27 protein-coding genes and 1 tRNA gene are annotated in these 26,945 nt (G+C 48.3%); all 28 read left to right on the top strand.

Going from position 1 to position 26,945, the window contains the following annotated elements:
• The first annotated feature begins 247 nt into the window (after positions 1-247).
• Entirely contained in the window at positions 248-658 is a 411-nt protein-coding gene (locus tag KKE17_14605) for an NADH-quinone oxidoreductase subunit A (protein MBU1711230.1), read from the top strand.
• Positions 628-1,137, top strand: coding sequence for an NADH-quinone oxidoreductase subunit NuoB (nuoB, locus tag KKE17_14600; protein MBU1711229.1), 510 nt, complete (start codon positions 628-630; stop codon positions 1,135-1,137). Before KKE17_14605 ends, nuoB begins: the two co-directional genes overlap by 31 nt.
• Before the next feature lie 40 nt (positions 1,138-1,177).
• The gene (locus tag KKE17_14595; GenBank protein MBU1711228.1) at positions 1,178-1,699 is read left to right on the top strand and encodes an NADH-quinone oxidoreductase subunit C; all 522 of its coding nucleotides are present in this window, start codon (positions 1,178-1,180) and stop codon (positions 1,697-1,699) included.
• Complete coding sequence (locus tag KKE17_14590) at positions 1,696-2,814, top strand: NADH-quinone oxidoreductase subunit D (GenBank protein MBU1711227.1); 1,119 nt, start codon at positions 1,696-1,698, stop codon at positions 2,812-2,814. Before KKE17_14595 ends, KKE17_14590 begins: the two co-directional genes overlap by 4 nt.
• 12 nt (positions 2,815-2,826) lie before the next feature.
• Positions 2,827-3,843, top strand: a complete 1,017-nt coding sequence (nuoH, locus tag KKE17_14585) for an NADH-quinone oxidoreductase subunit NuoH (GenBank protein MBU1711226.1) — start codon at positions 2,827-2,829, stop codon at positions 3,841-3,843.
• Positions 3,844-3,845: 2 nt separating this feature from the next.
• A complete protein-coding gene (locus KKE17_14580; GenBank protein MBU1711225.1) occupies positions 3,846-4,289 on the top strand; it encodes an NADH-quinone oxidoreductase subunit I in 444 nt (147 codons plus the stop codon).
• The gene (locus tag KKE17_14575; protein MBU1711224.1) at positions 4,286-4,810 is read left to right on the top strand and encodes an NADH-quinone oxidoreductase subunit J; all 525 of its coding nucleotides are present in this window, start codon (positions 4,286-4,288) and stop codon (positions 4,808-4,810) included. The genes KKE17_14580 and KKE17_14575 overlap by 4 nt, the downstream gene beginning before the upstream one ends.
• Complete coding sequence (nuoK, locus tag KKE17_14570) at positions 4,807-5,133, top strand: NADH-quinone oxidoreductase subunit NuoK (protein ID MBU1711223.1); 327 nt, start codon at positions 4,807-4,809, stop codon at positions 5,131-5,133. Before KKE17_14575 ends, nuoK begins: the two co-directional genes overlap by 4 nt.
• Positions 5,134-5,150: 17 nt before the next feature.
• Entirely contained in the window at positions 5,151-6,656 is a 1,506-nt protein-coding gene (locus tag KKE17_14565; protein ID MBU1711222.1) for a monovalent cation/H+ antiporter subunit D family protein, read from the top strand.
• Complete coding sequence (locus tag KKE17_14560) at positions 6,653-6,904, top strand: hypothetical protein (GenBank protein ID MBU1711221.1); 252 nt, start codon at positions 6,653-6,655, stop codon at positions 6,902-6,904. The genes KKE17_14565 and KKE17_14560 overlap by 4 nt, the downstream gene beginning before the upstream one ends.
• Positions 6,897-8,684 carry a Na(+)/H(+) antiporter subunit D gene (locus tag KKE17_14555; protein ID MBU1711220.1) on the top strand — a complete coding sequence of 596 codons (1,788 nt, stop codon included), beginning with the start codon at positions 6,897-6,899 and terminating at the stop codon, positions 8,682-8,684. The genes KKE17_14560 and KKE17_14555 overlap by 8 nt, the downstream gene beginning before the upstream one ends.
• Before the next feature lie 21 nt (positions 8,685-8,705).
• A complete protein-coding gene (locus tag KKE17_14550; GenBank protein MBU1711219.1) occupies positions 8,706-10,244 on the top strand; it encodes an NADH-quinone oxidoreductase subunit M in 1,539 nt (512 codons plus the stop codon).
• 54 nt (positions 10,245-10,298) lie between these two features.
• The gene (locus KKE17_14545; GenBank protein ID MBU1711218.1) at positions 10,299-11,735 is read left to right on the top strand and encodes an NADH-quinone oxidoreductase subunit N; all 1,437 of its coding nucleotides are present in this window, start codon (positions 10,299-10,301) and stop codon (positions 11,733-11,735) included.
• A gap of 88 nt (positions 11,736-11,823) precedes the next feature.
• A tRNA-Gly gene (locus tag KKE17_14540) sits at positions 11,824-11,899 on the top strand.
• A 277-nt stretch (positions 11,900-12,176) separates the two neighbouring features.
• Complete coding sequence (locus KKE17_14535) at positions 12,177-12,662, top strand: ribosome maturation factor RimP (GenBank protein MBU1711217.1); 486 nt, start codon at positions 12,177-12,179, stop codon at positions 12,660-12,662.
• 137 nt (positions 12,663-12,799) lie between these two features.
• A complete protein-coding gene (gene nusA / locus KKE17_14530) occupies positions 12,800-14,125 on the top strand; it encodes a transcription termination factor NusA (GenBank protein ID MBU1711216.1) in 1,326 nt (441 codons plus the stop codon).
• Positions 14,126-14,178: 53 nt separating this feature from the next.
• Positions 14,179-14,433, top strand: a complete 255-nt coding sequence (locus KKE17_14525; GenBank protein ID MBU1711215.1) for a YlxR family protein — start codon at positions 14,179-14,181, stop codon at positions 14,431-14,433.
• Positions 14,434-14,528: 95 nt separating this feature from the next.
• Positions 14,529-17,237 carry a translation initiation factor IF-2 gene (gene infB / locus KKE17_14520; GenBank protein ID MBU1711214.1) on the top strand — a complete coding sequence of 903 codons (2,709 nt, stop codon included), beginning with the start codon at positions 14,529-14,531 and terminating at the stop codon, positions 17,235-17,237.
• Between the two features lie 41 nt (positions 17,238-17,278).
• Complete coding sequence (rbfA, locus tag KKE17_14515; GenBank protein ID MBU1711213.1) at positions 17,279-17,653, top strand: 30S ribosome-binding factor RbfA; 375 nt, start codon at positions 17,279-17,281, stop codon at positions 17,651-17,653.
• Between the two features lie 6 nt (positions 17,654-17,659).
• Positions 17,660-18,634 carry a bifunctional oligoribonuclease/PAP phosphatase NrnA gene (locus tag KKE17_14510; GenBank protein MBU1711212.1) on the top strand — a complete coding sequence of 325 codons (975 nt, stop codon included), beginning with the start codon at positions 17,660-17,662 and terminating at the stop codon, positions 18,632-18,634.
• A 51-nt stretch (positions 18,635-18,685) separates the two neighbouring features.
• Positions 18,686-19,411, top strand: coding sequence for a tRNA pseudouridine(55) synthase TruB (gene truB / locus KKE17_14505; protein ID MBU1711211.1), 726 nt, complete (start codon positions 18,686-18,688; stop codon positions 19,409-19,411).
• A gap of 61 nt (positions 19,412-19,472) precedes the next feature.
• Entirely contained in the window at positions 19,473-19,742 is a 270-nt protein-coding gene (gene rpsO / locus KKE17_14500) for a 30S ribosomal protein S15 (protein ID MBU1711210.1), read from the top strand.
• Between the two features lie 343 nt (positions 19,743-20,085).
• Complete coding sequence (gene pnp / locus KKE17_14495; GenBank protein MBU1711209.1) at positions 20,086-22,173, top strand: polyribonucleotide nucleotidyltransferase; 2,088 nt, start codon at positions 20,086-20,088, stop codon at positions 22,171-22,173.
• Between the two features lie 85 nt (positions 22,174-22,258).
• Complete coding sequence (locus KKE17_14490) at positions 22,259-23,527, top strand: insulinase family protein (GenBank protein ID MBU1711208.1); 1,269 nt, start codon at positions 22,259-22,261, stop codon at positions 23,525-23,527.
• A 1-nt stretch (position 23,528) separates the two neighbouring features.
• Positions 23,529-23,993 carry a dUTP diphosphatase gene (gene dut, locus KKE17_14485; GenBank protein MBU1711207.1) on the top strand — a complete coding sequence of 155 codons (465 nt, stop codon included), beginning with the start codon at positions 23,529-23,531 and terminating at the stop codon, positions 23,991-23,993.
• On the top strand, positions 23,993-24,778 hold the full coding sequence (locus KKE17_14480; protein MBU1711206.1) for an MBL fold metallo-hydrolase: 786 nt from the start codon (positions 23,993-23,995) through the stop codon (positions 24,776-24,778). Before dut ends, KKE17_14480 begins: the two co-directional genes overlap by 1 nt.
• Positions 24,775-25,566: a sugar phosphate isomerase/epimerase gene (locus tag KKE17_14475; protein ID MBU1711205.1), complete on the top strand. Its 792-nt coding sequence runs from the start codon at positions 24,775-24,777 to the stop codon at positions 25,564-25,566. The genes KKE17_14480 and KKE17_14475 overlap by 4 nt, the downstream gene beginning before the upstream one ends.
• A gap of 286 nt (positions 25,567-25,852) precedes the next feature.
• Positions 25,853-26,945 (top strand): DEAD/DEAH box helicase family protein (locus tag KKE17_14470; protein ID MBU1711204.1); only part of this gene is annotated, 1,093 nt, incomplete at its 3' end.

Here is a 26,945-nt window from a genome sequence, read left to right as displayed (position 1 = left end):
CAATTGTTTCATCGTTCTTTTCATGTTTGTGGCGAGCTGTATCGATTTAAACAGATGAAAAATTTCATCGAGTAATCACTTATTTTTCCTAAGTTAATACAGCTCCGCAGGCCGGAAAAACAATTTCCTGAATGGCCATTCATTTTTTCTTGACAGGGAATATTTATTGGGATAATAAAGTTACCGGTGATTTATTGTTGTGGTAGGAAATTTGTCCGCTCTTCAATTCAACCAGGAGCACTTAATAGTGGAACAACAAGCTCTTTTTGATCACTTGGATCTTCTTTATGTGGTCGCCTTTTGTCTCGGCGGTCTGGCTTTTGCTATCGGCCCGTTCATCATTGCCATCCTCTTTGCCCCACGCGGCACCCGTAATATAGCTAACAAGACCAGTCAGATTATTGAATGTGGTATGGAACCCATCGGCGAAGCCTGGGTCAAATTTGGAATTGTCTATTATCTTTATGCGTTGATGTTTCTCGCTTTTGATGTTGATGTTCTGTTTCTCTTCCCAGTTGCTGTTGCTTATAATTCTGAAGCCGGTATCCGTGACTTTGTTGAAGTCTTGATGTTTGTCGGAATATTATCTCTGGCTGTTCTTTATGCCTGGAAAAAGGGAGTGTTTCAATGGGGACGGAAAACGTACAGCCCTCAATAGTTCAATCCATTGTCCAGCTTACACAGCTTGACAAAATTCTTGGCCTTGGAAGGGCCAACTCATTATGGCCCATGACCTTCGGCCTTGCATGCTGTGCTATCGAAATGATGGCGGCGGGTGCATCGCGCTTTGATCTGGCACGGTTCGGAGCCGAGGTCTTCAGGCCTTCTCCCCGCCAATGTGATGTAATGATTGTTGCCGGGACCATCAGTAAGAAAATGGCGCCGGCGGTGAAAACGCTCTATGACCAGATGCCTGAGCCGAAATGGGTCATTGCCATGGGCAATTGCGCAATTTCCGGCGGGCCTTTTGTGTTTGAAGGGCAATACGGCATAGTTGAAGGCGCGGATAAGTTTCTGCCCGTTGACATTTATATTCCAGGCTGCCCGCCGAGGCCCGAAGCTTTAATCGAAGGAATCCTGCAGCTTGAGGAAAAAATAACAGGCACGCGAAGATGGCCAAGGGTGGAGGCCGGGTGAGATGATCCTTCATACGGTAAAGAAAGCGTTGTCTGATTTGATGGGTGTTCAGGAAATCCCTGCGGCGGTTGAAGCGCAACCAGCAGTTGTGGAAGAAGCGCAGAAGGGTGAGCAGACTCCTGATGGAGAGGGTGCTGAAAAAGAAAAGGCCGAAGAAGGGCCGCGTCAGCCGGTAATGGTAACCGATTATGCTGCCAAGGGGTTTCATCTTGATGCAGAGATAACCCCTGATAAGGTAGTTGCCGCCGCGCAGATCCTCAACAGGGAAAATTTCTTTATCGAAGCGGTTACCGGGGTTGACTGGATTAATGATCAGCAGATGGAAGTTGTGTATGACTTTAATAATTTTTCTGAACTTTGCCGGGTTGTGGTAAGGGTTCGGATTCCACGCGACAATCCGCAGATACCGACCATTTGCAAGGTTTTTTCCGGAGCCGAGTGGCACGAAAGAGAGACCCATGACTTTTTTGGGATAGTGTTTGAAGGACATCCAGATCTTTCACCACTTCTTTTGCCGGAAGACGCCGATTTTCACCCATTACTGAAGGATTTCAAAGCATGAGTGATTTTGCAGCAAGTCAGACGCAAGAGTCCTTTGTCCTCAATCTGGGGCCGCAGCATCCGGCAACCCATGGTGTACTCCGTGTAAAACTCACCATGGACGGCGAATATGTCGATAATGCCGAGCCGGTGCTCGGCTATATTCACAGAATGCATGAAAAAATGGGGGAAAATCGTACCTGGGCGCAATACCTCCCGAATATGGGGCGCCTTGATTATCTGGGAGCATTGTCCTATAACCATTGCCATGTTCTTGCCGTAGAAAGAGCTGCAGGGATTAAAGTTCCGGAGCGGGCCGAATATCTGCGGGTGATTACCGTTGAGCTCAACCGGCTTGCCAGTCATCTTCTCTGGTTCGGCGCATTTGTCCTGGACCTTGGAGGTTTCACCCCACTGCTGTATGCCTTTGATGATCGTGAGCATATACTCGATCTCCTGGAGTCTGTAACCGGCGCCAGGCTCACATTCTGTTATTTTCGTTTTGGCGGCTTATATAATGATATCGATGATGCTTTTGTGCCTGGAGTAAGAGAGTTCATTAAACGCCTTCGTTCGCGGATGCCCATGTACCATAACCTGGTCACCAAGAATATTATCCTGATCAAACGGTTGAAGGATATTGGACCGATTTCTGCTGAAATGTGCAGGCGTTATGGTGCCACCGGTCCTGTGGCCCGCGGTTCAGGCATTAATTTTGACGTACGAAAGCAGGAGCCCTATTCGGTCTACCCCGAACTTGATTTTGATATTCCAGTCTATGATGAATGCGACTCCATGGCACGCTATATGGTGCGAATGGATGAGATGGAACAGAGCATGCGGATTATTGAGCAGGCTATGGATAAACTGCCAGAAGGGCCGATCATGGCTGAGAAGGTTCCTAAGGTTATTAAACCTCCCAAGGGTGACTATTATACCGCTGTTGAAGCGGCTCGCGGTTCTTTTGGAATGCGGGTTGTCAGTGATGGCACCAATACACCATATCGCGTCAAGTTGCGGTCTCCGACATTTTCAAATTTGAGTTTGTATGCTGAAGCTACCAAGGGCTTGCTTTTGGCGGATGCCCTGGCATTGATGGGTAGCCTGGACTTGGTCATCCCAGAGATTGATAGGTAAGGAGCGCTCCAAATGAATGAATTACCTGAAGTCGTGCGGCTGCTTATTTTCCTGGTGGGAATTATTGGTTTTGCCGCTTTGAATGCCGCCTACCTTGTCTGGGTGGAAAGAAAGGGCGCCGCGCATATTCAACGCCGAATCGGACCGAAAGAAGTGGGACCCTTTGGCCTTATCCAGCCCCTTGCCGACGGTGTCAAGCTGATGACCAAGCAACTCCTGGTTCCAGCCGGAGTTGATCCGATACTGTTCAAGGTTGCGCCAATATTGCTGCTGGTCCCGGCGATCATGAGTTTTCTGGTTATCCCGTTCAGTGAAGATCTGGTGGGTCGGGATATCAACATCGGTCTTCTTATGATATTTGCCTTTGCATCAGTGAATGTCTTTGGAGTTCTTATCGGCGGCTGGGGGTCGAACAATAAGTATGCGGTGATTTCCGCTGCCCGTGCTGTTTCCCAGAATGTTGCCTATGAAATTCCCATGCTGCTGATCGTCATTTCAATCGTCATGGTGTCAAATACCATGAACCTCAATGAAATTATCAGGCAGCAGGCCGGCTGGTTCTTTAACTGGAATGTCTGCCGTATTTGGGTTAATCCATTGATGCCCATTGCTTTTGTCGTATTCTTTATCTGTTCTCTCGCCGAAACTAACCGGGCGCCATTTGATCTTGCCGAGGCGGAAAGTGAGCTCATTGCTGGTGCTTATACCGAATATTCCGGCATGGGATTCGGAGTTTTCTTCATGGGTGAATATGCCAATATTGTTATCGGCTGCGCCTTGACAACGATCCTTTTCCTTGGGGGTTGGCAGTCACCCATTCCTTGGAGTCCTGCGGGTTTGCTCGGCACTTTATGGGGGGTATCCTGGTTTCTGGTGAAAATGTATTTTCTCATCTGGACGGTTGTCTGGATTCGTTGGACCTATCCCCGAATTCAATTTTATTACCTTCTTAATCTTTCCTGGAAGATACTAATTCCTTTTGCTCTGATTAACTTGATTCTAACCGCTGCCATGATAAAGGTGTTTTGACCATGAGTGGATACTTTGAAGATATTTATACCGGGACAAAGAGCCTGGGGATAGGACTCGGGATTACGATCAAGGCTTTTTTCCAGCCGGTGGTCACCCTGCAGTACCCTTACGAGACCATCAAAATGTCTGCCAGGTTCCGGGGCCATATTGAGCTTGTTGGCAGTGAAGAAACCGGGGAGCCTTTATGTATTGTCTGCGGAATGTGCCAGAAAGCCTGTCCTTCAGGCTGTATCACCGTGGCCGGAGAAAAACCCGAAGGTTCAAAGAAAAAGGTTCTGACCCATTATATTCTTGATTTTACAAAATGCAGCCTCTGCGGTCAGTGCGTTGAAAGCTGTAAACCGGGCGCCATTACTTTTTCCAAGGATTATAATCTCGCCGGGCCTCGGAAAGAGGATTATGTCTTTGATCTCTTGAAAAGACTTACAGAGAGGAATTCATGATGTTATTCACAGCTGAAGGACTTTCCGGTGTTGTTTTTATTGGATTTATCGGAATTACCCTTGTCGGTGCACTGATTGCCGTACATGCTGAAAGGCTTATTCGCAGTGTATGCGGCCTGGCAATTTGTTTCATAGGAATTTCCGGGCTGTATTATTTTCTCCACAGTCCCTTTGTTGCGCTCATGGAGATGCTGATTTATGTCGGGGCTGTGTGCGTCACTATCGTTTTTGCAATAATGCTTGCCGACTCCCACCCTGAAAAACAGGTGGGTAAGCGTAATGTTCTCACCGGGGCTTTGAGTTTTGCTGTTGCATCCATAATTTTTTTGGGGGTCCTCATTCTGGCGAGAAGAACTGATTGGCTGGCCTGCGGCGCCAAAGAAAACAACGGCTCGATGATGGAAGTCGGCAAGTCGCTTCTCACCACCAACAGCATGGTTTTCGAGTTAATTTCAATAGTACTTCTGGTTGCAATTATCGGTTCGCTGGTCCTTGCTAGGTCCGGCAGGGAGAGATCATGAACATACTCACGATAAGTAATAATCTGGAAACTTACCTGGTGATCGGAGCGTTTCTTTTTGCTTTGGGTTTTTATGGTTTGTTGAGTCGTCAGACCTTTATTGGAATGCTGATTGCCGCGGAGCTGATACTTTCCGGCGCATCGATCAACTTTATGGCCTTTAATCGTTTTCTAGCACCCGACCCAACAGTCGGTCAGATATTTACCTTGTTTATTATGGGTATTGCTGCTGCTGAGGCGGCAATCGCTCTCAGTATTATAATTGCTGTTTATCGCAATTATAAGTCCATAAACACCGAAGATGTTGTGGAACTCCAAGGTTAGGAAAAGGAAATAGGATCATGGAATTAGAGGTCGTTCAATCCTGTAAACCGCTTTATGCCATACTTGCGGCACTGGTAGGCACTATACTTGTGATGCTGAACGGGAAAAAGCCCAACGTTCGGGAGGCCTGTTCATTTTTTGCATCAGTGGTCATGTTCGGCATAATTGTGTCGATGATCCCAACTATACTCTCTGGCAAAACACTGGTCTGCGAGCTTTTTTCCATCCTGCCTCCGGTCGATGGTCTCGGGAAGTTAAGCTTTACCCTGCGAGCAGATGCCTTTTCAATGATTTTTGCAGTTGCCGCCTCCTTTTTGTGGATTTTAGCAGTGTTTTATTCCATGGGCTATATGCGCGGACTTAATGAGCATGCACAGACCAGGTTTAATGCCTGTTTCGCCCTTTCACTCTTCGGTGCAATGGGTGTTGCATTTTCCGACAACATGCTCACCCTGTATCTTTTTTACGAAATAGTCAGCATCTGCACCTATCCTCTGGTTGCTCATCATCAGGATGAAGAAGGCTATGCAGGCGCAAGAAAATATATTGTTTACCTGACCACAACGGCAAAAGGACTGCTGCTGCCGGCTCTGGTGCTTATCTACGTATTGACCGGCACCCTTGATTTTGCCAACAATATGCACACCGGAATCTTTCCGGGCGGCGCCAACGCAACGGTAGTTACTGTTCTGTATATTTTCTGTATTCTTGGTTTTGCTAAAAATGGTGTGATGCCGGTTCATCACTGGTTACCGGGGGCGATGGTTGCACCGACCCCTGTCAGTGCTCTTCTTCATGCGGTTGCGGTAGTCAAGGTCGGTGTATTTTCTACCACCAGAGTCATGTTATATGTCTTTGGTGTTGACACGATGAGTGCCTTGAATCTCGGGATTCCCACCGCCTACTTTGTATCGTTTACCATTCTCATGGCATCGGTTATTGCTATTTCAAAAACCAACCTCAAAGCTCGTCTTGCTTATTCAACTGTCAGTCAGCTTTCCTATATTATTCTTGGCGTCGCCTTGTTGACACCGTCGGCCATTGAAGGCGGACTTATCCATATTGCCAATCATGCCTTTTCCAAAATCACCCTCTTTTTCTGTGCAGGCGCAATCTATGTTGCTTCCCATAAAAAAGATATATCAGAAATGGGCGGGCTTGGCCGGACCATGCCTTTTACCTTCGCAGCATTTGGTATTGCATCGCTCAGTATGATCGGCGCCCCACCGGTTGCTGGTTTCGTTACTAAATGGAAACTACTGATGGGGGCCATGGAGTTGAGCGGTCACCAGATCAGTTTTCTATTGATTCTTCTTGCAAGTACATTACTCAATGTCGGTTATTTTGCGCCGGTTACCTTTAAGGCGTTTTTTGGAAAACGCCCCGAGGGGGAGGTCTATGAAGGGGTTAAAGAAGCGCCTCTCTCCATGGTGATTCCTATTATGATTGCAGCGATAATTTCTGTAGTTATCGGTATTTATCCGGACTTCATGATGAATTTTGTTAAGGCGGTGACAGGATGATTGTCAATTTGATCGATTTCTTGCGGGATCGGCTGAAAACAGTTGTAAGAATATGTTATGCGATTCTTGCCATGTTGGTAGTGTACGACATTATTTTTGTGGATAAAACGCATGCCCACACCTGGATGGAAATGAAGATTCCCGGATGGTGGGCCATATTTGGATTTATTGCCTGTGTTCTTATTATCATACTGTCTAAATGGTACGGTCATTTGGGAATTATGACCCGAGAGGATTATTATGACTGATTTTATACATCCCGCACTTATAATGATAATAGGTGCCTTTGCCTTGCCCTTTTTCAGGGGTGCGGCAAGAAAGCCCTACCTGGTTCTGGTGCCGGCACTGGCGTTTTTAGGTGTTGTGAAAATGCAGTTGGGCGGTGTTGAAGGAACCTTCGGCGTTTATAGTTTCATGGACTGGACCCTGACCTTTGGGCGGGTTGACAGGCTGAGCCAGGTCTTTGGGCATATTATGACATTAATGTGCATTATCGGCACCATCTACGGTATGCATGAGAAGGAAGATTCTCAGTTTATTGCGGCATGGCTTTATGTTGCAGGTTCTTTAGGGGTTATTTATTGCGGCGACTATCTGGTTCTTTTCCTGTTCTGGGAGCTCATGGCGTTTTCTTCGGTATTCCTGGTCTGGTTTAGACGCCGGAAACAATCACTGGCCACCGGCTACCGTTATCTGCTGGTTCATACCGCGGGCGGTCTGGCGCTTCTTGCCGGAATGGTGTTGCGTTATCAGGCAACCGGCGGTGATTTATCATTCGGACAACTGGATGTCAAGACCCCTGAATTATACACCTACCTGATCATGATCGGTTTTATTCTTAATGCTGCAGTTCCACCATTTCATGCTTGGCTCCCAGATGCTTATGGTGAAGCAACAGTCGGTGGGGCGGTTTTTATGTGCGCCTTTACGACAAAGACTGCGGTTTACGCCTTGGCCCGCGGATGTGCAGGTTTTGAAATACTCGTGCCGCTGGGCGTCTTCATGGCTCTCTATGGGGTTGTTTATGCGGTGCTTGAAAATGATAGCCGGCGTCTCCTCGCCTATCATATTATATCCCAGGTCGGCTATATGGTCACCGGTGTGGGAATCGGAACCGAGATGGCGATCAACGGTACCTGCGCCCACGCCTTTGCACATATCCTCTATAAAGGCTTGCTCTTTATGGGTTGCGGCTCGGTACTTTATATGACCGGCAAGAGCAAATTTTCCGATTTGGGCGGATTGTACAAGAAAATGCCCATGGCATTCATCTATACATTAATCGGCGGGCTGTCGATCTCGGCATTTCCCCTCTTTTCAGGATTTGTCAGTAAATCAATGATCGTTGCCGCCGGATTCAAGGACCATATGCTCTGGCCGGCATTTTTACTCACCCTGGCCTCTGCCGGAACTTTTCTCCATACGGGTCTGAAAGTCCCCTATTTCATCTGGTTCGGCAAGAATAACTGCAGCAAGGAAACCTGGGAAAAAGCAGCTGATCCGCCATGGAATATGCAGGTGGCGATGATTATCGCCTCATTCATGTGTATCTTTATCGGATGCTATACACCGTATCTCTATAATATGCTTCCCTATGCGGTCGATTATCATCCGTATAATCAATACCATCTTTCCGAGGCATTGCAGATTCTTCTTTTTACTGCCCTGGGCTTCTTCCTGCTCATCAAGAAGCTTGCTCCGGAACCGACTATCAGTATCGATATGGATTGGTTCTATCGGATGGGCGGTCGGGGTTTTTTCTGGCTCACCAGCAAACCCATCCAGTCTGTTGATGGCTGGGTAAGTGAGATTTACCGTTATCTCGGGCTCATTCCTTTGATGGTTACGGCTCGCTTCTGGTCATGGTTCGACTGGCATGCGATCGACGGGGTTGTGGATGGCACTGCAAGGTCTGTACGTTCACTTGGGGGTACTCTTCGGAGAGTCCAGAGTGGTCAGTTGCAACATAATATTTTTTATGCGGTTTCAATAATTGCGGTGCTGCTCATCGCTTTTGTGCTGGCATAATCATGAAGAGGTCATGATAATATGGAATTTCTCATACTGAATGATAGTTATCACATCTTTGGTATCGGCATTTTAAGTGCCCTTATCTTCCTGCCTCTGGCAGGTGCTCTGATAATGTTTTTCATTCCCGGCGAAAATGCTTCCAAGCTTGCAGCTTTATTCATTACTGTGCTTACAGCGGCAATTTCCTTACCCTTATACAGTCGATTTGACCTCGGAACCGCAAAATTCCAGTTTGCTGAGCATGTGACCTGGATTCCTGCCTTAAATATCAATTACACCTTGGGAATCGACGGAATAAGTCTTTTGCTTATCTTGATGACCACCTTACTCATGCCTTTATGCGTTCTTGGCTCCTGGAAGTATATTACCAAGCGCGTCAAGGAGTTTATGATCTGCCTGCTGATTATGGAAACCTCCATGCTCGGTGTTTTCATGGCCCTGGATTTTGTGCTTTTTTACGTTCTCTGGGAAGCCATGCTCATCCCCATGTATCTGCTTATCGCCATCTGGGGTGGCCCACGTAAGACCTATGCCTCCATCAAGTTCTTTCTGTATACCCTTGCCGGTTCGGTCATGCTTCTTGTGGCAATCATCGCGCTATACCTACATAACAACTATAGCTTTTTCATACCCGAGATGATGGGCCAGCCCTACTCGTCATGCTTTCAGTTCTGGGTTTTTCTTGCTTTTTTCCTGGCTTTTGCCATCAAGGTTCCGATGTTTCCTTTTCATACATGGCTTCCTGCCGCACATGTTGAGGCGCCGACAGCAGGAAGTGTGGTGCTTGCCAGTGTGCTGCTGAAAATGGGAACTTACGGATTCTTGCGATTCTGCCTGCCGATTACCCCGGAGGCAACCTTTGTTTTTATGCCATATGTACTTTGGCTTTCCATTGCCGGCATTCTTTACGGTGGTTTTACAGCGCTGGCGCAAAGCGACATGAAAAAACTGGTCGCCTACTCCAGTGTCGGCCATATGGGTTTTGTCACATTGGGAATTTTTGTCCTTAATAAGCAGGGCATTGAGGGAGCAATTCTTCAGATGATCAATCACGGCGTCACAACCGGAGCCCTCTTCCTCTGTGTCGGAATGATCTACGAGAGAACCCACAGCAGAGAATTGGCTATGGCCACAGGTATTGGAAAATATATGCCGGTGTTTGTGACCTTCCTTGCTTTCTTTTCGTTGTCTTCATTAGCTTTTCCAGGAACCAACAGTTTTGTCGGAGAATTTTTAATCCTTGTAGGTGCATTTACCAAATCAAAGCTTATTGCCGCTTTTGCGATTCCTGGAGCGGTACTGGCAGCCGCCTATATGCTTCGAATGCTTCAGAAGATTGTCTGGGGTGGGGCTTCGAATCCCGACCAGTCTCATCTTTCTGATCTTTCAGCACGCGAGATTCTGACTCTTGCTCCTCTCCTGTTATTTGTCTTCTGGATCGGTCTGGCTCCTGCTCCGTTTATGGATGTTATGCACGTAAGTGTTTCACACTTGCTTGATCAGGTAAATTCGGCAGCGCCCGGTCCTATTACAGTAGTTCAGGCGCTCATTCCGTAACACATTTTGTATTTTGGTGTTGGCATTAAGGAAAATCACTGAAGGAAAATCAACATGAATCTAGCGTTATTCGCACCAGAATTATTCTTATTATTCGGCAGTCTGGTTCTATTTCTGATCAGCCTTGGGAAATCCAATGCCAAATCTGCCCGCAATGCAACAATATTCATCGCTTTGATTAATGTTGTCATCTGCCTTTCGACCATGGGGCAGAATGGCACTCTCTTTTATGAGGCATATCAGGTTGATCTGTTTTCTCAATTTTTCAAAGTTGTCATTTCTGCTGGTTTTGCTTTTGTAGTGTTATTTGGCTGTGATCTCAAAGGGATCAACAAGGATATCCGCGCTGAATACTATTTGTTCATGATGTTGAGCACACTTGGTCTGGTTATGCTGGTCAGCTGTGTTGAGCTTCTTGCCATGTTCATTGCTCTCGAACTTTCATCTTTTTCACTCTATCTGCTTGTCCCCATGCGGGATGATCGGGCCGGCCTCAAAATCCAGATGGAGTCGGCGATCAAATATATACTTTTTGGGGTTGTTGCAACAGGGATCATGCTTTTCGGTATGAGTTATCTCTTTGGACTGACCGGATCAACCTATTTTGTTGAAATGATTCCGAAACTGCATCAGATGTACACCATGCCTGTGGCGATTGTCGCTATTGCCATGTTTATGGGAGGCTTTTTTTTCAAGCTCGCAGTTTTTCCGTTTCATTTCTGGGTGCCAGATGTCTATCAGGGGGCATCCAATGAAACCACCGCATTTATCGCCTCCATACCTAAAATTGCGGCTGTTGCAATGCTCATACGAGTTATAACTCTTGTCTCTCCCAGCAGTGATATAATAGTTACCATGCTGATGATACTTTCTGTGGGTTCCATGTTCTATGGAAACCTGATTGCCCTGGTGCAGAAAGATATCAAACGTTTACTTGGCTTTTCAGGTATTGCCCATGCGGGGTTTGTGCTGATTGGTCTTCTTACCCTCAAGGATTCCGGGTACGCCACGGCCATATATTATATTATCGGTTATCTGGTAATGAATATGGCCTGCTTTCTGGTTATCTGTAAAGTTTCTCGCGAGGGTGAAAATGTTACGATTGATGATTTGAGCGGCCTGCATCAGCGGGCTCCTTTATTGGCCTTAACTCTAGGTGTGGGGATGTTTGCCCTAGCCGGAATTCCTCCCTTTGTTGGTTTTATGGGGAAATTCATGCTTCTTGCCGGGGCATTGAAACAAGGCCATTTGATTCTTGTTATTCTGGCGGCTTTAAACACCGCAATAGCAATATATTATTATCTTTCCGTGGTTCGTGTCTCATACACAACTGATCCAGAAGATCGCCCTGCCGTACCGGTTGACGGTGTGACATGGGCTGTCAGCATCACCTTAATGATTATTATCATTGCCATGGGTGTTCTTCCTTCAAAGATTGTCGATATGGCAACAGCTGCGGTTAATGTAATCACCGTTATGCCTGGAAACTAGGTTCTGTTTTCTTACGGTTGAATACGCCTCTTTTTTGTGTTTTCTTGACAAGAAATAAAATTGCTGTATAGTATCGCATTGGTTTTGAGCGGACATAGCTCAGCTGGTAGAGTACAAGCTTCCCAAGCTTGGTGCCGCGGGTTCGAATCCCGTTGTCCGCTCCAAGTAATCGAAGCTTGACGCCATCTGCGTTGTCCGGCGTGATTATATTCCTCTGGGGCCAACGTTTTCTGCGTGTTATATCCAGAAAGCGTTTTTACTGTTCTGGTGGAATCCGCGTTGTTGGATTATGGTCCAGCGAGTTGGTTCATGCGGGGATGAAAGTGGGCAGTTGCCCGCTTTTTTTATTTTAATATCGAAGAAAGAACAACGTTAAATTATATATGCAAAAAATACCTTGTGTGTCCAGACGGGCAAACTGGTTCGAAGCTGAGAATATAAATGACGAAGAAGGATACCGGTGCTGTTGCTCAGCCGGAAATAATTACTGCCATTGAAAAGTTCGTGCAACCAATAGTTGCAGACCTGGGCCTTGAGCTGGTTGAGGTTCAATACCGGCGTGAGCCTAGCGGGATAGTGCTCAGAATTATTATATATAAGGCAGAAGGCGTTTCCATTGATGACTGTGCTGGTGTGAGCCGACAGGTCGCGCATATTCTCGAAGTCGAAGACCTGATTGACCAGGCATATAACCTGGAGGTGACATCACCCGGCCTTGACCGGCCTCTTGTGAAAGAAAAGGATTTTATTCGTTCCAAGGGGAAAGAAGTAAAGGTAATAACTTCTGAGCCAGTTGATGGCGATAATGTCCATGTCGGTATTATTGAAAATTTTGAGAATAGTGTATTATCCTTGCAAACCGGTAAAGGTTTGGTGAAGATTGATTTTGATTTGATCTCCAAGGCGAAACTGGTAATCAGATTTTAGGCCTGTCGGATAATGGTGTTTGAGTCAACCCCTAATAAAGGGACCGGCTTCGGATTTATGCAGCCGCAAGAAAATAATTTGCAAGTTACCTATGCATTGTGATCATATTTGGTTTAATCATATAGCGGAGAAAAGTGATGCTTTCGGATTTGAAAAGAATAATTGATCAGATCAGCAGGGATAAAGGTATTGACCGCAACCTTTTAGTTGAGGCCCTTGAGGATGCCGTTTTGTCTGCCGCAAAAAAGAAGTTCGGAGCGCGGCGAGATCTGGAAGTAAGATTCAACGATGAGCTGGGAGAAGTGGAGTTATTCCAGTTTCGAACCGTAGTTGAGAAAGTTGAAGATGACCAGACCCAGATATCTTTTGAAGATGCCATAGTTCTTGATCCTGATGTCCAGATAGATGATGATTTAGGCAGTAAGATGGAGAATGTCGCCGACTTGGGGAGGATTGCCGCCCAATCAGCAAAACAGGTAATTATCCAGAAAATGAAGGATGCTGAAAGGGATGTTATTTTTGAACTCTACAAGGATCGAAAAGGGGAAATCATCAATGGTATAGTTCAGCGATTTGAACGAGGAAATATCATTGTAAACCTTGGACGCACCGATGCGATTTTGCCAAGCAGTGAGCAGATGCCCCGGAGATCATATCGGCAGGGGGACCGCATCAGGGCCTATCTTCTTGACGTTCGACACACGGTCCGGGATCCACAACTGATTTTGAGCAGAACCTGTAATGAGTTTCTCGCAAAACTTTTCACAATGGAAGTTCCTGAGATTTCCGAAGGTATAGTCAAGATTATGGGGGTTGTCAGAGAACCCGGCGCGCGTGCGAAAATCGCTGTTACCTCCACTGAATCAGATGTTGATCCTGTAGGCGCCTGTGTTGGCATGAAGGGCTCGCGGGTTCAAAATGTTGTCCAGGAACTTCAGGGTGAAAAGATTGATATCGTGCCCTGGAGCCCTGACCCGGCACGCTTTGTTTCCAATGCCTTGGCACCGGCCCAGATTTCCCTGGTGGTAGTAGACGATGAAAAAAAGACATTGCTTGTAGTGGCGCCGGATGATCAATTGTCACTGGCAATCGGCCGACAAGGTCAGAACGTCCGCCTGGCATCGGCATTACTGGGTTGGAAGATTGATGTCAAAAGTGAACAGCGCTACGCGAAACTTGTTGAGGAGGGCTATCAGTCTCTTCTTGCAGTGGAAGGGGTTAATGATAACCTTGCAGATAACCTTTATGACGCGGGATTTTCATCCATGCAGGAGTTGGCATCGGCATCCATTGCAAGTCTCAGTCAGGTCGAAGACGTTGATGAGGCAAAGGCCACCGAACTCATAAGTGACGCAAAAATTGCTGTTGAAAACAAACCAGTGGAAGAATCTGTTTCTGAAGATGTAACCGATGAGTCCGGGACTGATTCTGCGCCAACAGAAGAACAGAAAAAGCAAGGGTGATACGATAATCCGGCGGCAAAGTCGGTTTACTTGATCCTCTGCAGGAAATGAAGATGAAGAGTGTTCCTTTCCGGACCTGCCTTGGGTGCAAGAAAAAGAAGCCTCAAGATACATTGTGGAGATTTGGAGCGGATAAAAACGGCAGGATTGTGTGGGATGACACGAATACAATGCCCGGCCGAGGTGCATATAGTTGCAGGAGTTACGAGTGCTACATTTTTTTCTGTAAAAATAAAAATCGGTTGTCCGCGGCATTGAGAAGAGAAATTACAGGCTGCGATCAAACAATGCCTGGACATGATGATTAGAAGAGTCTGATTCATTGTTCAGGTGATTTTTCGGCAGTTAAATAATAGCTTTAAGTGAAAGCGGTTTCCGTAGAAGAGATATTCAGGAGTATAGAATGAGTAAAATCAGGGTTTACGAATTGGCCAAGGAAATAGAAATGGACAGTAAGGTGATGGCGGCCAAGCTCATTGATTTGGGATATGATGTTAAATCATATAATTCGTCTCTTGATGAAGAGATAGCCAATGAAATCCGTGAAAAAATGCAGGATTTAACAACTCAGGTTGAAAGAAAAAGAATCCAGACCAAGGGGCAGACGACCATCATCAGACGTCGTACTCGATCAGTCCCTCTGGAGGGGCCGGTGGTTGATGATATACCGGAAGAAACCTCTGATGAAGTATTCCCTGAAGTTTCGGAGAACGAAGATCTCGAAAAGGCGGCGCAAGCCTCTGATGTCGTTTCTGGTCAGGGCGGGGAGCCCGCAGAAAAGGCAGTAGAGCCGGAGCCTGCCGTGGAAACAGGACAAGAAGATGCGTCAGCAGCAGTAGAAGCCGAATCGTCTCCAGAAATTTTGCAAGTGGAGCAGGTAAAAGTCGAAGTGGAGGTTGAATCCAAAGCCGACCCGCAGGCGGCGTCCGAGGAGGAGGTTGCTGTAGAGGTCAGGCCAAAAGTCGATAAGAAACGTAAAGGGTTCGCTCGAGTCATCATGAAGGCGGCAATAGTTCTTCCTCAGGAAGAGCCGAAACCAAAGCCTAAGAAAGCCGCCAAGGCCAAAGGCAAGGTGTTGGAAAAGGATGGCGATCTTGATATCAAAGATTCTGGCGCGGCTGACCTGGACGCTCATGGCAAAGAGAAAAAAGGCAAAAGATTCGTTAAATTCCATACCGAGCCCAAGGAACGTTTCCGGCCAGGCGTAAAGAAAAAGGGCCGGGTTGACGTAGAAATTGAAGATGTGGATGCCTTTGGCGGGCGGATTCCTGCCGGGCTTCGAGTCGGCCGTACTCATCGACCGGGCGGTAAGAGGTCAAAGTTTTCAACTGCAGTGGAAGTTGCCGAGACCAAGGCAATCAAAAAACGAATAAAAATTTTGGAATTTATTTCTGTGGCCGATCTTTCCCATAGAATGGGGGTGCGTTCCAATGAGGTCATTGCCAAACTGATGGGGCTTGGACTCATGGCCACATTGAACCAGGCTTTGGATATTGACACCGCAACCCTGATTGCAACTGATTTCGGATACGAAGTCGAGGCAGGCATGACCGACGAGCAAAGTGTTCTGGACATCGAAGTAAAAGAACAAGGCGGCGAGGAATTTCCGCGTCCTCCGGTTGTTACGGTTATGGGGCATGTCGATCATGGGAAAACATCCATTCTTGATGCGATACGCAAAACCGATGTCGCTGCCGGCGAGGCGGGCGGTATCACGCAGCATATTGGCGCTCATTATGTCCGCTCAGTAAAAGGGGATGTGGTTTTCCTGGATACGCCTGGACATGCGGCGTTTACTGAAATGCGGTCCCGGGGCGCTAAGGTCACGGATGTGGTGGTTCTGGTGGTTTCCGCGGATGACGGCGTCATGGATCAGACCCGCGAGGCTATCAACCATGCCAGGGCTGCGGAAGTGCCCATTGTCGTGGCTGTAAATAAAATTGATAAGCCGAATGCTGATCCCGAGCGAGTGAAACGTGAACTTGCCGACTTGAACCTGGTAGCCGAGGATTGGGGTGGGGATACAATTTTTTGCGAAACATCTGCCAAGCAGAATATCGGCATTGAAGAATTGCTTGAGCAAATTTTACTTCAGGCCGAGATCCTTGAGTTAAAAGCCGATCCAAAGCGCTTGGCGCGCGGCAGGGTTATCGAGGCCCAGCTCCATAAAGGCCGCGGTCCGGTTGCGACAATTCTGATCCAGCAGGGAACGCTCAGGGTAGGTGATACCTTTGTGGTTGGTAATTTTTCCGGCAAAGTCCGGTCTCTTTCAAACGATAAAGGCGAGGATATCAAGGAAGCAGGTCCGTCTATGCCGGTTGAGGTTCACGGTTTAAACGGTGTGCCCCAGGCCGGAGATGAACTGGTTGTCGTTCTTGATGAAAAACTTGCTAAAAGCCTCAGCGCTCAACGACAGCTTAAAAGCCGTGAAATCGAGCTGGCGGTCACCTCAAAGATTTCTCTGGATAATCTCTATGAAAAATTAAAGGAAGGCGACATTAAAGAGCTGCGTGTCATCCTGCGGGCCGATGTGCAAGGTACCCTCGGGGCATTCGGCAAGGCGATTGAAGAGCTCAGCACCGATGAGATCAAGGTGAAGATTCTCCATGAGGGAACAGGAACCATACTTGAGGCAGACGTACTCCTGGCTGCGGCCTCCGAAGCGCTTATTATCGGTTTTAACGTCCGGCCCAATATTAAAATACAGGAGATGGCCAAGAAGGAAAAAGTCGACATCAGGTTTTACGATGTCATTTACCACGCCCTTGATGATATCCGGCTTGCGATGGTCGGCCTTCTCGATCCGACCTATGAAGAGAAAGTTATCGGTACTGTTGAAGTAAGAGAGACATTCCACGTTCCCAAGATTGGCACCATTGCCGGAAGTTATGTACTCACCGGCAAGATAGAACGGAACAGTAAGGTGCGTGTGTTGCGTGACGGGGTCGTAATGCATACCGGCAATGTGTCGTCGCTGAGACGATTTAAAGATGACGCCAAAGAGGTCCTGGCCGGATATGAATGCGGCGTTGGCGTTGAAAACTTTAATGATATCAAGATCGGCGATATATTCGAAGCCTTTGTCATGGTGGAACTTGAAAGGAAATTGTAATAGGTATGCAGTTTCGAGACTTATGAAATTGAGGTCAGTCAATGTCGAGAAGGTCTAAAGCCGGCCCGTTACCGGGAGTATTGGCAAAACCGAAAAGAAGACCGGCCCGGGTTGCCGATTCGATCAGAAATGAAGTGGCTCTCCTTGTTTTGCAGAAAATAAAGGACCCAAGGATAAAGAATATTACGATTACCAAAGTGAAGGTCACCGATGACCTCAGGAATGCAATAATTTTCTTCAGTTGCACTGAAGATCTGATGGATAGCGCTGAAAAAGGTCTTCTCAGTTCAAAAGGATTTATCCGGTCTCATCTGGCAAAAGAGTTAGGAATGAGGTGTGTGCCGGAGCTCAGTTTCGAAAGAGATCTCACCCTGTTTTATCAGGAAAATGTCGAGCGCTTGCTCAAAGATGTGTAAAGAACAATGGGTCATAATTTTCAAGAAATAATTGCAACAATCAACAAAGCCTCAAAAGTGTTGATTACTACGCATATTTTTCCTGACGGTGATGCGTTGGGCTCTCAACTTGCTCTGGGGAATATACTGGAATCCATTGGCAAGGAAGTATTTCTCTATGGAGAGGAAGAAGTAAATTATATGTACGATTTTCTTCCCGGCGGAGAAAAAATTAAGACCGAGCTTCCCGACCTGGACTCTGTTGACTGTATTGTCGCCCTTGACTGCGGCGATCAGTATCGTCTGGGAAAAGCAATGGACCGCCTGTTGGCGCATCCAATGGTGATTATGATTGATCATCATGCAGGGAATAAAGAATTCGGAAATTTGACCTGGGTGGAGCCGAAACGCGCTGCCACCGGCGAGATGGTATTTGATCTGGCAACTGCCCTAGATGCGGAATTATCAAGTGAGGCGGCATATTGCCTGTATACGGCAATCGTTTCCGATACCGGGTCTTTCAAATATAACTCGACAACCGCCGATACCTTCAGGATCGCCCGGGAATTGATATTTAAGGGCATAAGCCCTGCAGAAGTCGCAGGCAACCTGTTTGATAATTTTACCGAAGCGCGTCTTCACCTGATGAAAGAGGTTCTGGCAACACTTGCGCTTTACGATGAGAACCGAATTGCGGTAATCCATGTTACCCGGGAAATGTTTGAGAAGACGGGGGCAGGACGCGAAGACACCGAGACATTTATTAATTATCCCCGCTCTCTTGGCACCGTCAAAGTTGCGGTGTTTGTCAAAGAGGCCGAAAACGGTGAAATATCCGTAAGCCTCCGGTCAAAGGGGAATGGCTGTGATGTAGCCGCGGTAGCTTCGAAATTTGGTGGTGGCGGGCATCGTAATGCAGCTGGTTTCAGGATTCTGAATCAGTCGGTGGATGCGGTTCGCGACCAGGTTTTGGATGAAATTACCCCCGCAATTATTGTTTGAAATTCCTGGGGGTATGCTATAAAAGGATCTGAATTGTCCGTGCAGGACGCAATTGACCCGCTTGTTGAGGCTGGAATTTTTCTCGTTGATAAGCCGGTGGGGCCGACATCTTTTGAGATTGTCAGGGCTGTTCGTCGGGCTTTGAAGATCAAGAAGGTTGGGCATGCAGGCACACTTGATCCCTTGGCCTCCGGTTTGTTGATCGTCTGTGCAGGGAGAGCGGCAACCAGGGTTATTTCCCGGTTGATGGACGGGGAGAAGGAGTATGAAGCAACGCTTCAATTGGGCATTGAAACGGATACACAAGACATGCAGGGAAAGATAATTTCCCAACTGCCGGTCAATGAGATCGATTCGGATGAAATTAATCGATGTCTTGCAGATTTTACAGGAAAACAAACACAGACGCCGCCTAGTTTTTCGGCGTTGAAATATAAAGGAAAACCGCTTTATTATTATGCCCGAAAGGGCATTGAAGTTCCTGAAAAGGAGCCCCGAGAGATAGAAATCAAGAACATCAGCCGAATTGCCACAGGAAAGGATTTCTTGACCATCAGGGTAACTTGCAGTAAGGGGACATATATAAGGACTCTTGCTCAGGATATTGGCCGCAAACTGGGACCCGGCGCATGTATTTCTGCGTTGAGGCGTTTACGCAGCGGGCATTTTTCAGTACAGGATGCCTTGCCCGGTAAGGAACTAACCCATGGCGACAACGCCAGGGAGTTATTGCTGAGTCATAAACTGACAGTAGAAGACGTTCTCCAAGAAATTTGATTTAACCGGTTTGTCGGGCTGCGCAGCCTGACGGAAAATTATTTATAACGGAGGTTTTACAGTGACACTTCAAGCAGAACAGAAACGCGAAATAATCAATAAATTCAACATCCATGAGACTGATACCGGTTCTCCCGAGGTCCAGGTTGCGCTGTTAAGTGCGAGAATCACTTATCTCACCGACCATTTCAAGACCCACAAAAAGGATCATCATTCCCGACGTGGTCTTTTGAAGCTTGTTGGCCAGAGAAGGAGATTGCTCAATTACCTGAAGGGCAAAAGTATTGAAAAGTACCGGGAAGTCATTCAGGAGCTTGGAATCAGGAAGTAACAACTGATTCGTGTTTAAGCCGAGCGGTATTCCCCGGACTGCTTTCCAATGAAGCGCCGGGAAGATGTTTCTCCTGCTGAGGGTGAACGCATTAATGGTATGCTTTGGCCGGTAACGGCATGGAAGCGGCTTATTCTCTCAGTAAGGTCCCGGTAATTATGACCGGGAGATAAATGATACTATCCTGTAACAATAACCAGACAGTATCAAACCGGAACGCAATATAGATTGGTGTGTAAAAATTTCACAGACTCGCGAAGTTTGCATGTTTGCGATTCCGGCAAAATTATTATTCGAGGGGAGACTCTTGAAAACAGGTGGTAATTCAGCCTGAGGAGATTGTATGTACAAAAAAGTAGATGTGGAAATTGGCGGCCGGACCCTTACGGTTGAGAGCGGGCGACTTGCAAAACAGGCAAACGCCGCGGCTCTGGTGACCTATGGGGAAACCGTAGTTCTGGTTACCGCAACAGCTGCGAAAGATGCGCGGGAAAGTGTTGATTTTCTGCCTTTGACTGTTGAGTATCAGGAAAGATTTTATGCGGTTGGCCGTATTCCAGGCAGTTTTTTCCGGCGTGAAATCGGCCGTCCAACCGAAAAGGAAACCTTGTCGGCGCGTTTTATTGACCGACCGCTCAGGCCGTTATTCCAGGAAGGCTATCAGAATGAAACGCAAGTGATCGCAACCGTATTATCCATGGATCAGGAAAATGATCCGGATATGCTGGCGATGATCGGTGCTTCCTGTGCCTTGACGATTTCGGATATTCCTTTTTTAGGACCGATTGCCGGAGTAAGAGTCGGGTATATCGATGGCCAATATGTGCTTAATCCCGTCAAGACCCAGATTGATAAATCCCGCCTGAACCTGATTGTTGCCGGTTCCCGCAATGCCGTGGTCATGGTGGAAGGCGGAGCGGACAGTCTTTCTGAAGAACAGGTGCTGGAAGGAATTTTTTTCGGGCATCGGGCACTTCAGCCGATTCTTGATCTGCAGGAAGAGTTCAGAAATGAGATAGGCAGAGAAAAAATGAAGGTTCAGCCGCCGGTGATCAACGAAGCGTTGCGCCAGAAGGTTCGTGACATTGCAAACGCGGATATGCGAATCGTCATCACAACCGCCGATAAACAGCAGCGCAGTGATCTTTTTCATCACCTCGAAAAGAAAATGCTCGGAGAACTCGGCGAAGAATTCTCCTCGAGTATTCCCGAGGCCAAAAGTCATTTGTACGATTTGAAGAAAACCATGATGCGTGATCGTATCGTCAAGGACAAGACCAGGATCGACGGCAGGGGGTTTGATGAAATCCGGCCGATTACCAATGAAGTGGCGTGTTTGCCCAGGGTTCACGGATCAGCTTTATTCACCCGGGGTGAAACTCAGGCCTTGGTAACCGTGACCCTTGGCAGCTCCGGGGACGAGCAGAAGGTAGAATCCCTGTACGGCGAATCAACAAAGCCGTTCATGCTGCACTATAATTTTCCTCCCTACTGTGTCGGCGAAGTCCGGTTCATGCGCGGCCCCAGCCGGCGTGATATCGGCCACGGCGCTCTGGCGGAACGGGCAATCAGCGCGGTGCTGCCGGATAACGGCGATTTTCCCTATACCATCAGAGTTGTTTCCGAGATCATGGAATCCAACGGCTCTTCTTCCATGGCCTCGGTCTGCGGCGGTAGCCTGGCATTAATGGATGCCGGCGTACCCATAAAAAGCCCGGTCTCCGGAGTTGCCATGGGATTGATTAAAGACGGCGACACCATCGTTGTGCTTTCAGACATCCTTGGTGATGAAGATCACCTGGGAGACATGGATTTCAAGGTTACCGGCACCGCGGAGGGGATCACCGCCCTGCAGATGGATATCAAGATTGAAGGGGTGTCCCGGGAAATCATGTCAAAGGCCCTTGACCAGGCCCGCGGCGGCAGGCTTCATATCCTCGGCGAAATGGTCAAGGCCATTGCGGCGCCCCGCAAAGAACTGCCGGCCCATGCCCCCAAAGCCTTTGCCTTACAGATCAATCCTGACAAGATTCGTGATATTATCGGCCCGGGGGGCAAAGTCATCAAGGCTATGACCCTGGAGTTCGGAGTGAAGATCGATGTCGACGATTCCGGCAAGGTGACGATTTTTGCGCCCAACGGTGAAACTGCCGATGCAGCGGTTGCGCGGATTAAATCCCTCACTGAAGAGGCCGAGATTGGTAGAATTTACACCGGCATAGTGCAGAAAATTGTCGATTTCGGGGCTTTTGTGCAGATCCTTCCAGGGCTTGACGGCCTGGTTCATATTTCCGAATTGGATAACAAGAGAGTGGAAAAAGTAACCGATGTTCTCAAGGAAGGCGATGAAGTGAGGGTCAAAGTTCTGGACATTGACCAGCGTGGTAAAATTCGCCTGAGCCGCAAAGCGGTACTTGCGGAACAGGAATAAGATAGAGAAAATATGCACGGATTTGCTGAAATGGGGACAGACTATTGTTTTGTATAAATAAATCGGTTCCCGTTTTTATTTGACGATGTATAAGAAATCTACTCTCAAAAATGGTGTCCAAATTGTAACGGAGCGGCTTGAATCCCGCTCCGTTTCTGTTGGTATCTGCGTTGAAGTCGGGTCCCGGGATGAAGGGGCCGAGAATAATGGCTATGCGCATTTTGTCGAGCATATGATGTACAAGGGCACAGCCAGACGAACGCCCCTGGAAATCGGCAAGGAGCTCGACGTTCTGGGCGGCATGTCAAACGGCTATACAACCAGGGAGGGCACCTGCTTTTATGCCACCGTTCTTGCCGACAAACTTCCGGAATTGCTGGATATTTTCTCCGACATTATCCTCCATTCCATCTTCAGCCCGGAAGAAGTTGTTCGCGAGCGAGATGTAGTCCTCCAGGAAATAAGCATGGTGGATGATACGCCCGACGATCTGATCCACGATCTTTTTGAAGGAGCCCTCTGGGGAGATCATTCTCTGGGGCAGACTGTTCTCGGCAGGCGCGAGGTCATTGAGAAAGTTGATTCTCCGGGTATCAGGCAATTTGTAAAAGAACATTATACCGGTGACAGATTTGTCATTGCCGCCGCCGGTCAAGTAGATCATGACTCCTTTGTCGCTGCTGTGGACAAGGCCTTTTCCCTGGTATCTCAACACTCGAAGAATACCCTGGAGCGAACGGCTCCTGTCCTGCTGCCTTCCCGAAGAAATATTCTGCACAAGCCCCTTGAGCAGCAGCATGTGGTAGTCGGCACGTACGGTCTTCAAGCCGATGCCGAGGAGCGCTATGCGCTGATTCTCCTCAATACCGTGTTCGGCGGCAACATGAGTTCCAGGCTGTTCCAGGAAATTCGTGAAAAGCGCGGCCTGGCCTATTCGGTTTATTCCTTTGTCTCCTCATACGTTGACAGCGGTCATGTGGGCATTTATCTTGGAGTGGATCCTGCCAGCACCGAAAGTGCGCTTGCGGTGATCGCCCGGGAGATCGATAAATTACGCACGCAGCCTGTGACTCCGGAAGAACTTGCCAATGCCAAGGATTATGCACGGGCTTCGATGCTGCTGGCATCGGATAATATGGAGAGCAGGATGATGCGCCTGGCCAGAAACGAAAGCTGTTTGCATCGTTTCGTTGATCTTGAAGAAGTGACCGATGCCATCACCCGGGTGAGCGATGCGGAAATTCTTGAGCTTGCCGGTCGGCTGTTCGGCAAAAGGCATTTATCCGCCGCCGCCATCGGCCCCTTGGATTCCGGGGCGCTGGATAAGATTTTACATCAGATGATCGAGGATTGAGATGATCGAACAACATTCTGTCCCTGTTCAATTTTGCTGGCTTAATCCGGAGCGTGATGCGGATTTGAACCTGCCGGTTTATCATTCGCATCTGGCTGCGGGTATGGATGTCGCTGCGGCGGTTTCCGTGCCGGTGGTTCTTGAACCCGGCGCGATCAAGCTGCTGCCCACAGGATTTGCCGTAGCCATTCCAGCGGGCTATGAAATCCAGGTACGGCCGAGAAGCGGGCTTGCGGTGAAACACGGGATTTCGATAATCAATGCCCCGGGCACCATTGACGCCGACTATCGCGGTGAAGTGAAGATCGGCCTGATCAATCTCGGGAACAAGCCTTTCACGGTCAACCGCAATGACCGGATCGCTCAACTCATCCTCGCGCCGGTTTGCCGCGCCTCTCTTGAGCAGGTTGACAAGCTTGACGAAACTGTTCGGCAGGACGGAGGGTTCGGGCATACAGGGATATGATGCGTTTTTGTGTTCTTGGCAGCGGCAGCAAAGGCAACTCCACCTTCATTGAATCAGGGGAAACCAGGATTCTCATCGACTCAGGCTTTTCCGGCAAGGAAACCGCCCGGCGCCTTGCTGAAGTCAATGTGGACATTGCGCTTCTATCCGGAATAATCGTCACCCACGAGCACACCGACCATGTCAAAGGTGTGTCGATTCTTTCCAGACGCTATAAACTTCCCGTATTTGCCACCGCCGCAACCTTTGCCGCGGCTATGGATTTGAAATCTTCCCATGCATGCCATGAGATTTCCCCTGGCACGGCCTTTAGTCTTGAAAATCTTGTTATCCATCCCTTTGCCATTTCCCATGATGCTGCCGACCCGGTGGGATTCGTGGTCAGCAATAACCTTTTTTCATTGGGGTACTGCACGGATACCGGCGTAGTTTCGCGCTTGATGCAGCACCGTTTGTCCAGCTGTCATGGGCTCATCCTCGAATGTAATCATGATCCTGAGATGCTTAAAACAGGACCGTATCCTGAAATGCTCAAACAGCGGGTGCGTTCAAAGGTCGGTCACCTTGCCAATGCCGAGGCCGTCAATTTTTTAAGGGAACTTCTGCATGAAAACATGCAGTATGTGGTGCTTGCCCATATCAGTGAAACCAATAACCACCCTGAAAAAGTCCAGCAAACTCTTGCAGAAATAATCAACACTGATAACGGCCCTGACCCGCGGATCAGTCTTGCACACCAGGACAGGCCCGGGAAAATGTTCATTCTTAAGGGGAGTCCAGGGTGAAGCCGGCCGGTCTCAAAGGCTGCTATCCGTGGAAAATCGGCGCACCATCCTATGTTATGCCAGGCGATATCATCACCAATGTCCGCTTGTTAAAAAATCATCTGGACGATGTCCAGATTCTCTGTTTTGAAAGCAGTGAAAACGTCATTCTTGAACACGACATCCCCCTTGGAAGATTAGAGGAAGCGTCCTGGAAAAGCGGTTTGACCTATACGGTTCACCTGCCCACCGATATGCATCTCGGCGCTTCGGATCCTGCCTTGCGGGAAAAAGGCATTGCCGAGATTTGCCGGGTGATGGAATATTTTCAGCCGCTTTCGACACGATGTTTTGATCTGCATCTGGCGCCCGAAGAGCTGGCCGCTGCTGTCTGGCTGGAAAATCTGGACAAATCCCTGGAGGCTCTATCCAGAAAACTTGGACCGGACACAGAGAAAATCTGTATCGAAAATATCGACTATCCGGTTGAGCAGATCCTGCCGCTTATCGACAAACACCGCTTTTCATTGTGCCTGGACCTCGGGCATATTCGCAGGTACGGCGACGATTGGGAGCGGGCATTGGAACGCATCAGCGCTGCCCGCCATATACACTATCACGGATATTCGAAAGGTAAGGACCATCAGGCATTAACCGATGATGATCTGGAACGGACAAAGGATCTTGGAAGAATATTAAAGGAGACAGGGTTTGCCGGAGTTGTGACGTTGGAAATATATGATCTGAAAATGCTTGAGGCCTCAGTTGCTCATCTTCACAAGGCCTGGGGTCAATTCCTGCATTCATAATCTGAGAATTTTCTGACGATTCACACTGTATCTTTTTCTATAATACATGAAAAATATTATCCAAAACCCCGGCATGCCGGGGTTTTTCTCGTTGTACAATCAATGAAATGTTGCGTTTAGTAAATTGCCTTGCTAGGTTGATAACATCAGTTGAAACAAGGTGTTCTGGAGATATTCTGACCGACTTGGAATGGGAATAATCAAGGATGACAGACTCTGACCATCAAGGATGGTTGCCTGCGGAATTGCAATAACGCCCGCTGGACTTTTTCCCTTACATTGAGTTATGACCTGCGAACAGCATGCCCGCGAAAAGATCGATCAACTGCTTACCGAAGCCGGTTGGCTGGTTCAGGATGTCAAGGACACCAATATCTATGCCGCTAAGGGCGTTGCTATCCGCGAATTTCCTCTTAAACAGGGGCACGGCTTCGCCGATTATCTCCTCTATGTCGATGGCAAGGCTGCCGGCGTCATCGAAGCAAAAAAGACCGGCACCACCCTGACCGGGGTTGAAACCCAGTCCGACAAATACGCCAAGGGCCTGCCCGATAGCCTTCCAGCTTGGACCAGGCCGCTCCCTTTTTGTTATCAGTCCACCGGCGACGAGACCCGCTTCACCAACAATCTCGATCCAGCGCCCCGCTCCCGTCAGGTCTTTGCCTTTCATAAGCCTGATTATATCTTCGGGGAAGCCGAAAAAATCCCCAGCCAAACCGCCGAAGCCAGCCCCGAATACCTCAGCCTCCACTCCACCCTCCGGGGTCGTCTCCAACACATGCCCCAGCTTATCGAAGAGGGCTTCTGGCCCGCCCAGATCCAGGCAGTCAAAAATCTCGAAAAATCCCTGGCCAAGGACTGCCCCCGGTCGCTTATCCAGATGGCCACCGGCAGCGGCAAGACCTTCACCGCCATTTCCATTATCTACCGGCTCATTAAATTCGCCGGAGCCAAGCGCGTCCTCTTCCTGGTCGATCGCGGCAACCTGGGCAAGCAGACTTTAAAAGAGTTCCAGCAATACGTCTCACCCTACAATAATTACAAGTTCAGCGAGGAGTTCATTGTTCAGCGCCTCACCTCAAACACCATCGATACCACGGCCCGGGTCTGCATTTCGACCATCCAGCGGCTCTACTCGATGCTCCGGGGTGAGCTACTTCCCGAAGAGGCCGAGGACCAATCACCCCAAGGGTTGGACAGCCTGTTCAAGGAAATCCCGCCCCTGGAATACAACCCCAATATCCCCATCTCCACCTTCGATTTCATCATCACCGATGAATGCCATCGCTCCATCTACAACCTCTGGCGCCAGGTGCTGGAGTATTTCGACGCCCACCTGATCGGCCTCACCGCCACCCCGTCCAAGCAGACCTTCGGCT

Source organism: Pseudomonadota bacterium, from assembly GCA_018823135.1.
GTDB lineage: Bacteria > Desulfobacterota > Desulfobulbia > Desulfobulbales > CALZHT01 > JAHJJF01.
The sequence above is the reverse complement of the archived record's forward strand: the minus strand, read 5'-3'. Positions and strand labels throughout refer to the sequence as shown.

Coding starts and splice junctions, on each gene's coding strand:
- nuoB (MBU1711229.1), top strand. CDS start 628: ATGGGGACGGAAAACGTACAGCCCTCAATAGTTCAATCCATTGTCCAG.
- KKE17_14595 (MBU1711228.1), top strand. CDS start 1,178: ATGGGTGTTCAGGAAATCCCTGCGGCGGTTGAAGCGCAACCAGCAGTT.
- KKE17_14590 (MBU1711227.1), top strand. CDS start 1,696: ATGAGTGATTTTGCAGCAAGTCAGACGCAAGAGTCCTTTGTCCTCAAT.
- nuoH (MBU1711226.1), top strand. CDS start 2,827: ATGAATGAATTACCTGAAGTCGTGCGGCTGCTTATTTTCCTGGTGGGA.
- KKE17_14580 (MBU1711225.1), top strand. CDS start 3,846: ATGAGTGGATACTTTGAAGATATTTATACCGGGACAAAGAGCCTGGGG.
- KKE17_14575 (MBU1711224.1), top strand. CDS start 4,286: ATGATGTTATTCACAGCTGAAGGACTTTCCGGTGTTGTTTTTATTGGA.
- nuoK (MBU1711223.1), top strand. CDS start 4,807: ATGAACATACTCACGATAAGTAATAATCTGGAAACTTACCTGGTGATC.
- KKE17_14565 (MBU1711222.1), top strand. CDS start 5,151: ATGGAATTAGAGGTCGTTCAATCCTGTAAACCGCTTTATGCCATACTT.
- KKE17_14560 (MBU1711221.1), top strand. CDS start 6,653: ATGATTGTCAATTTGATCGATTTCTTGCGGGATCGGCTGAAAACAGTT.
- KKE17_14555 (MBU1711220.1), top strand. CDS start 6,897: ATGACTGATTTTATACATCCCGCACTTATAATGATAATAGGTGCCTTT.
- KKE17_14550 (MBU1711219.1), top strand. CDS start 8,706: ATGGAATTTCTCATACTGAATGATAGTTATCACATCTTTGGTATCGGC.
- KKE17_14545 (MBU1711218.1), top strand. CDS start 10,299: ATGAATCTAGCGTTATTCGCACCAGAATTATTCTTATTATTCGGCAGT.
- KKE17_14535 (MBU1711217.1), top strand. CDS start 12,177: ATGACGAAGAAGGATACCGGTGCTGTTGCTCAGCCGGAAATAATTACT.
- nusA (MBU1711216.1), top strand. CDS start 12,800: ATGCTTTCGGATTTGAAAAGAATAATTGATCAGATCAGCAGGGATAAA.
- KKE17_14525 (MBU1711215.1), top strand. CDS start 14,179: ATGAAGAGTGTTCCTTTCCGGACCTGCCTTGGGTGCAAGAAAAAGAAG.
- infB (MBU1711214.1), top strand. CDS start 14,529: ATGAGTAAAATCAGGGTTTACGAATTGGCCAAGGAAATAGAAATGGAC.
- rbfA (MBU1711213.1), top strand. CDS start 17,279: ATGTCGAGAAGGTCTAAAGCCGGCCCGTTACCGGGAGTATTGGCAAAA.
- KKE17_14510 (MBU1711212.1), top strand. CDS start 17,660: ATGGGTCATAATTTTCAAGAAATAATTGCAACAATCAACAAAGCCTCA.
- pnp (MBU1711209.1), top strand. CDS start 20,086: ATGTACAAAAAAGTAGATGTGGAAATTGGCGGCCGGACCCTTACGGTT.
- KKE17_14490 (MBU1711208.1), top strand. CDS start 22,259: ATGTATAAGAAATCTACTCTCAAAAATGGTGTCCAAATTGTAACGGAG.
- dut (MBU1711207.1), top strand. CDS start 23,529: ATGATCGAACAACATTCTGTCCCTGTTCAATTTTGCTGGCTTAATCCG.
- KKE17_14480 (MBU1711206.1), top strand. CDS start 23,993: ATGCGTTTTTGTGTTCTTGGCAGCGGCAGCAAAGGCAACTCCACCTTC.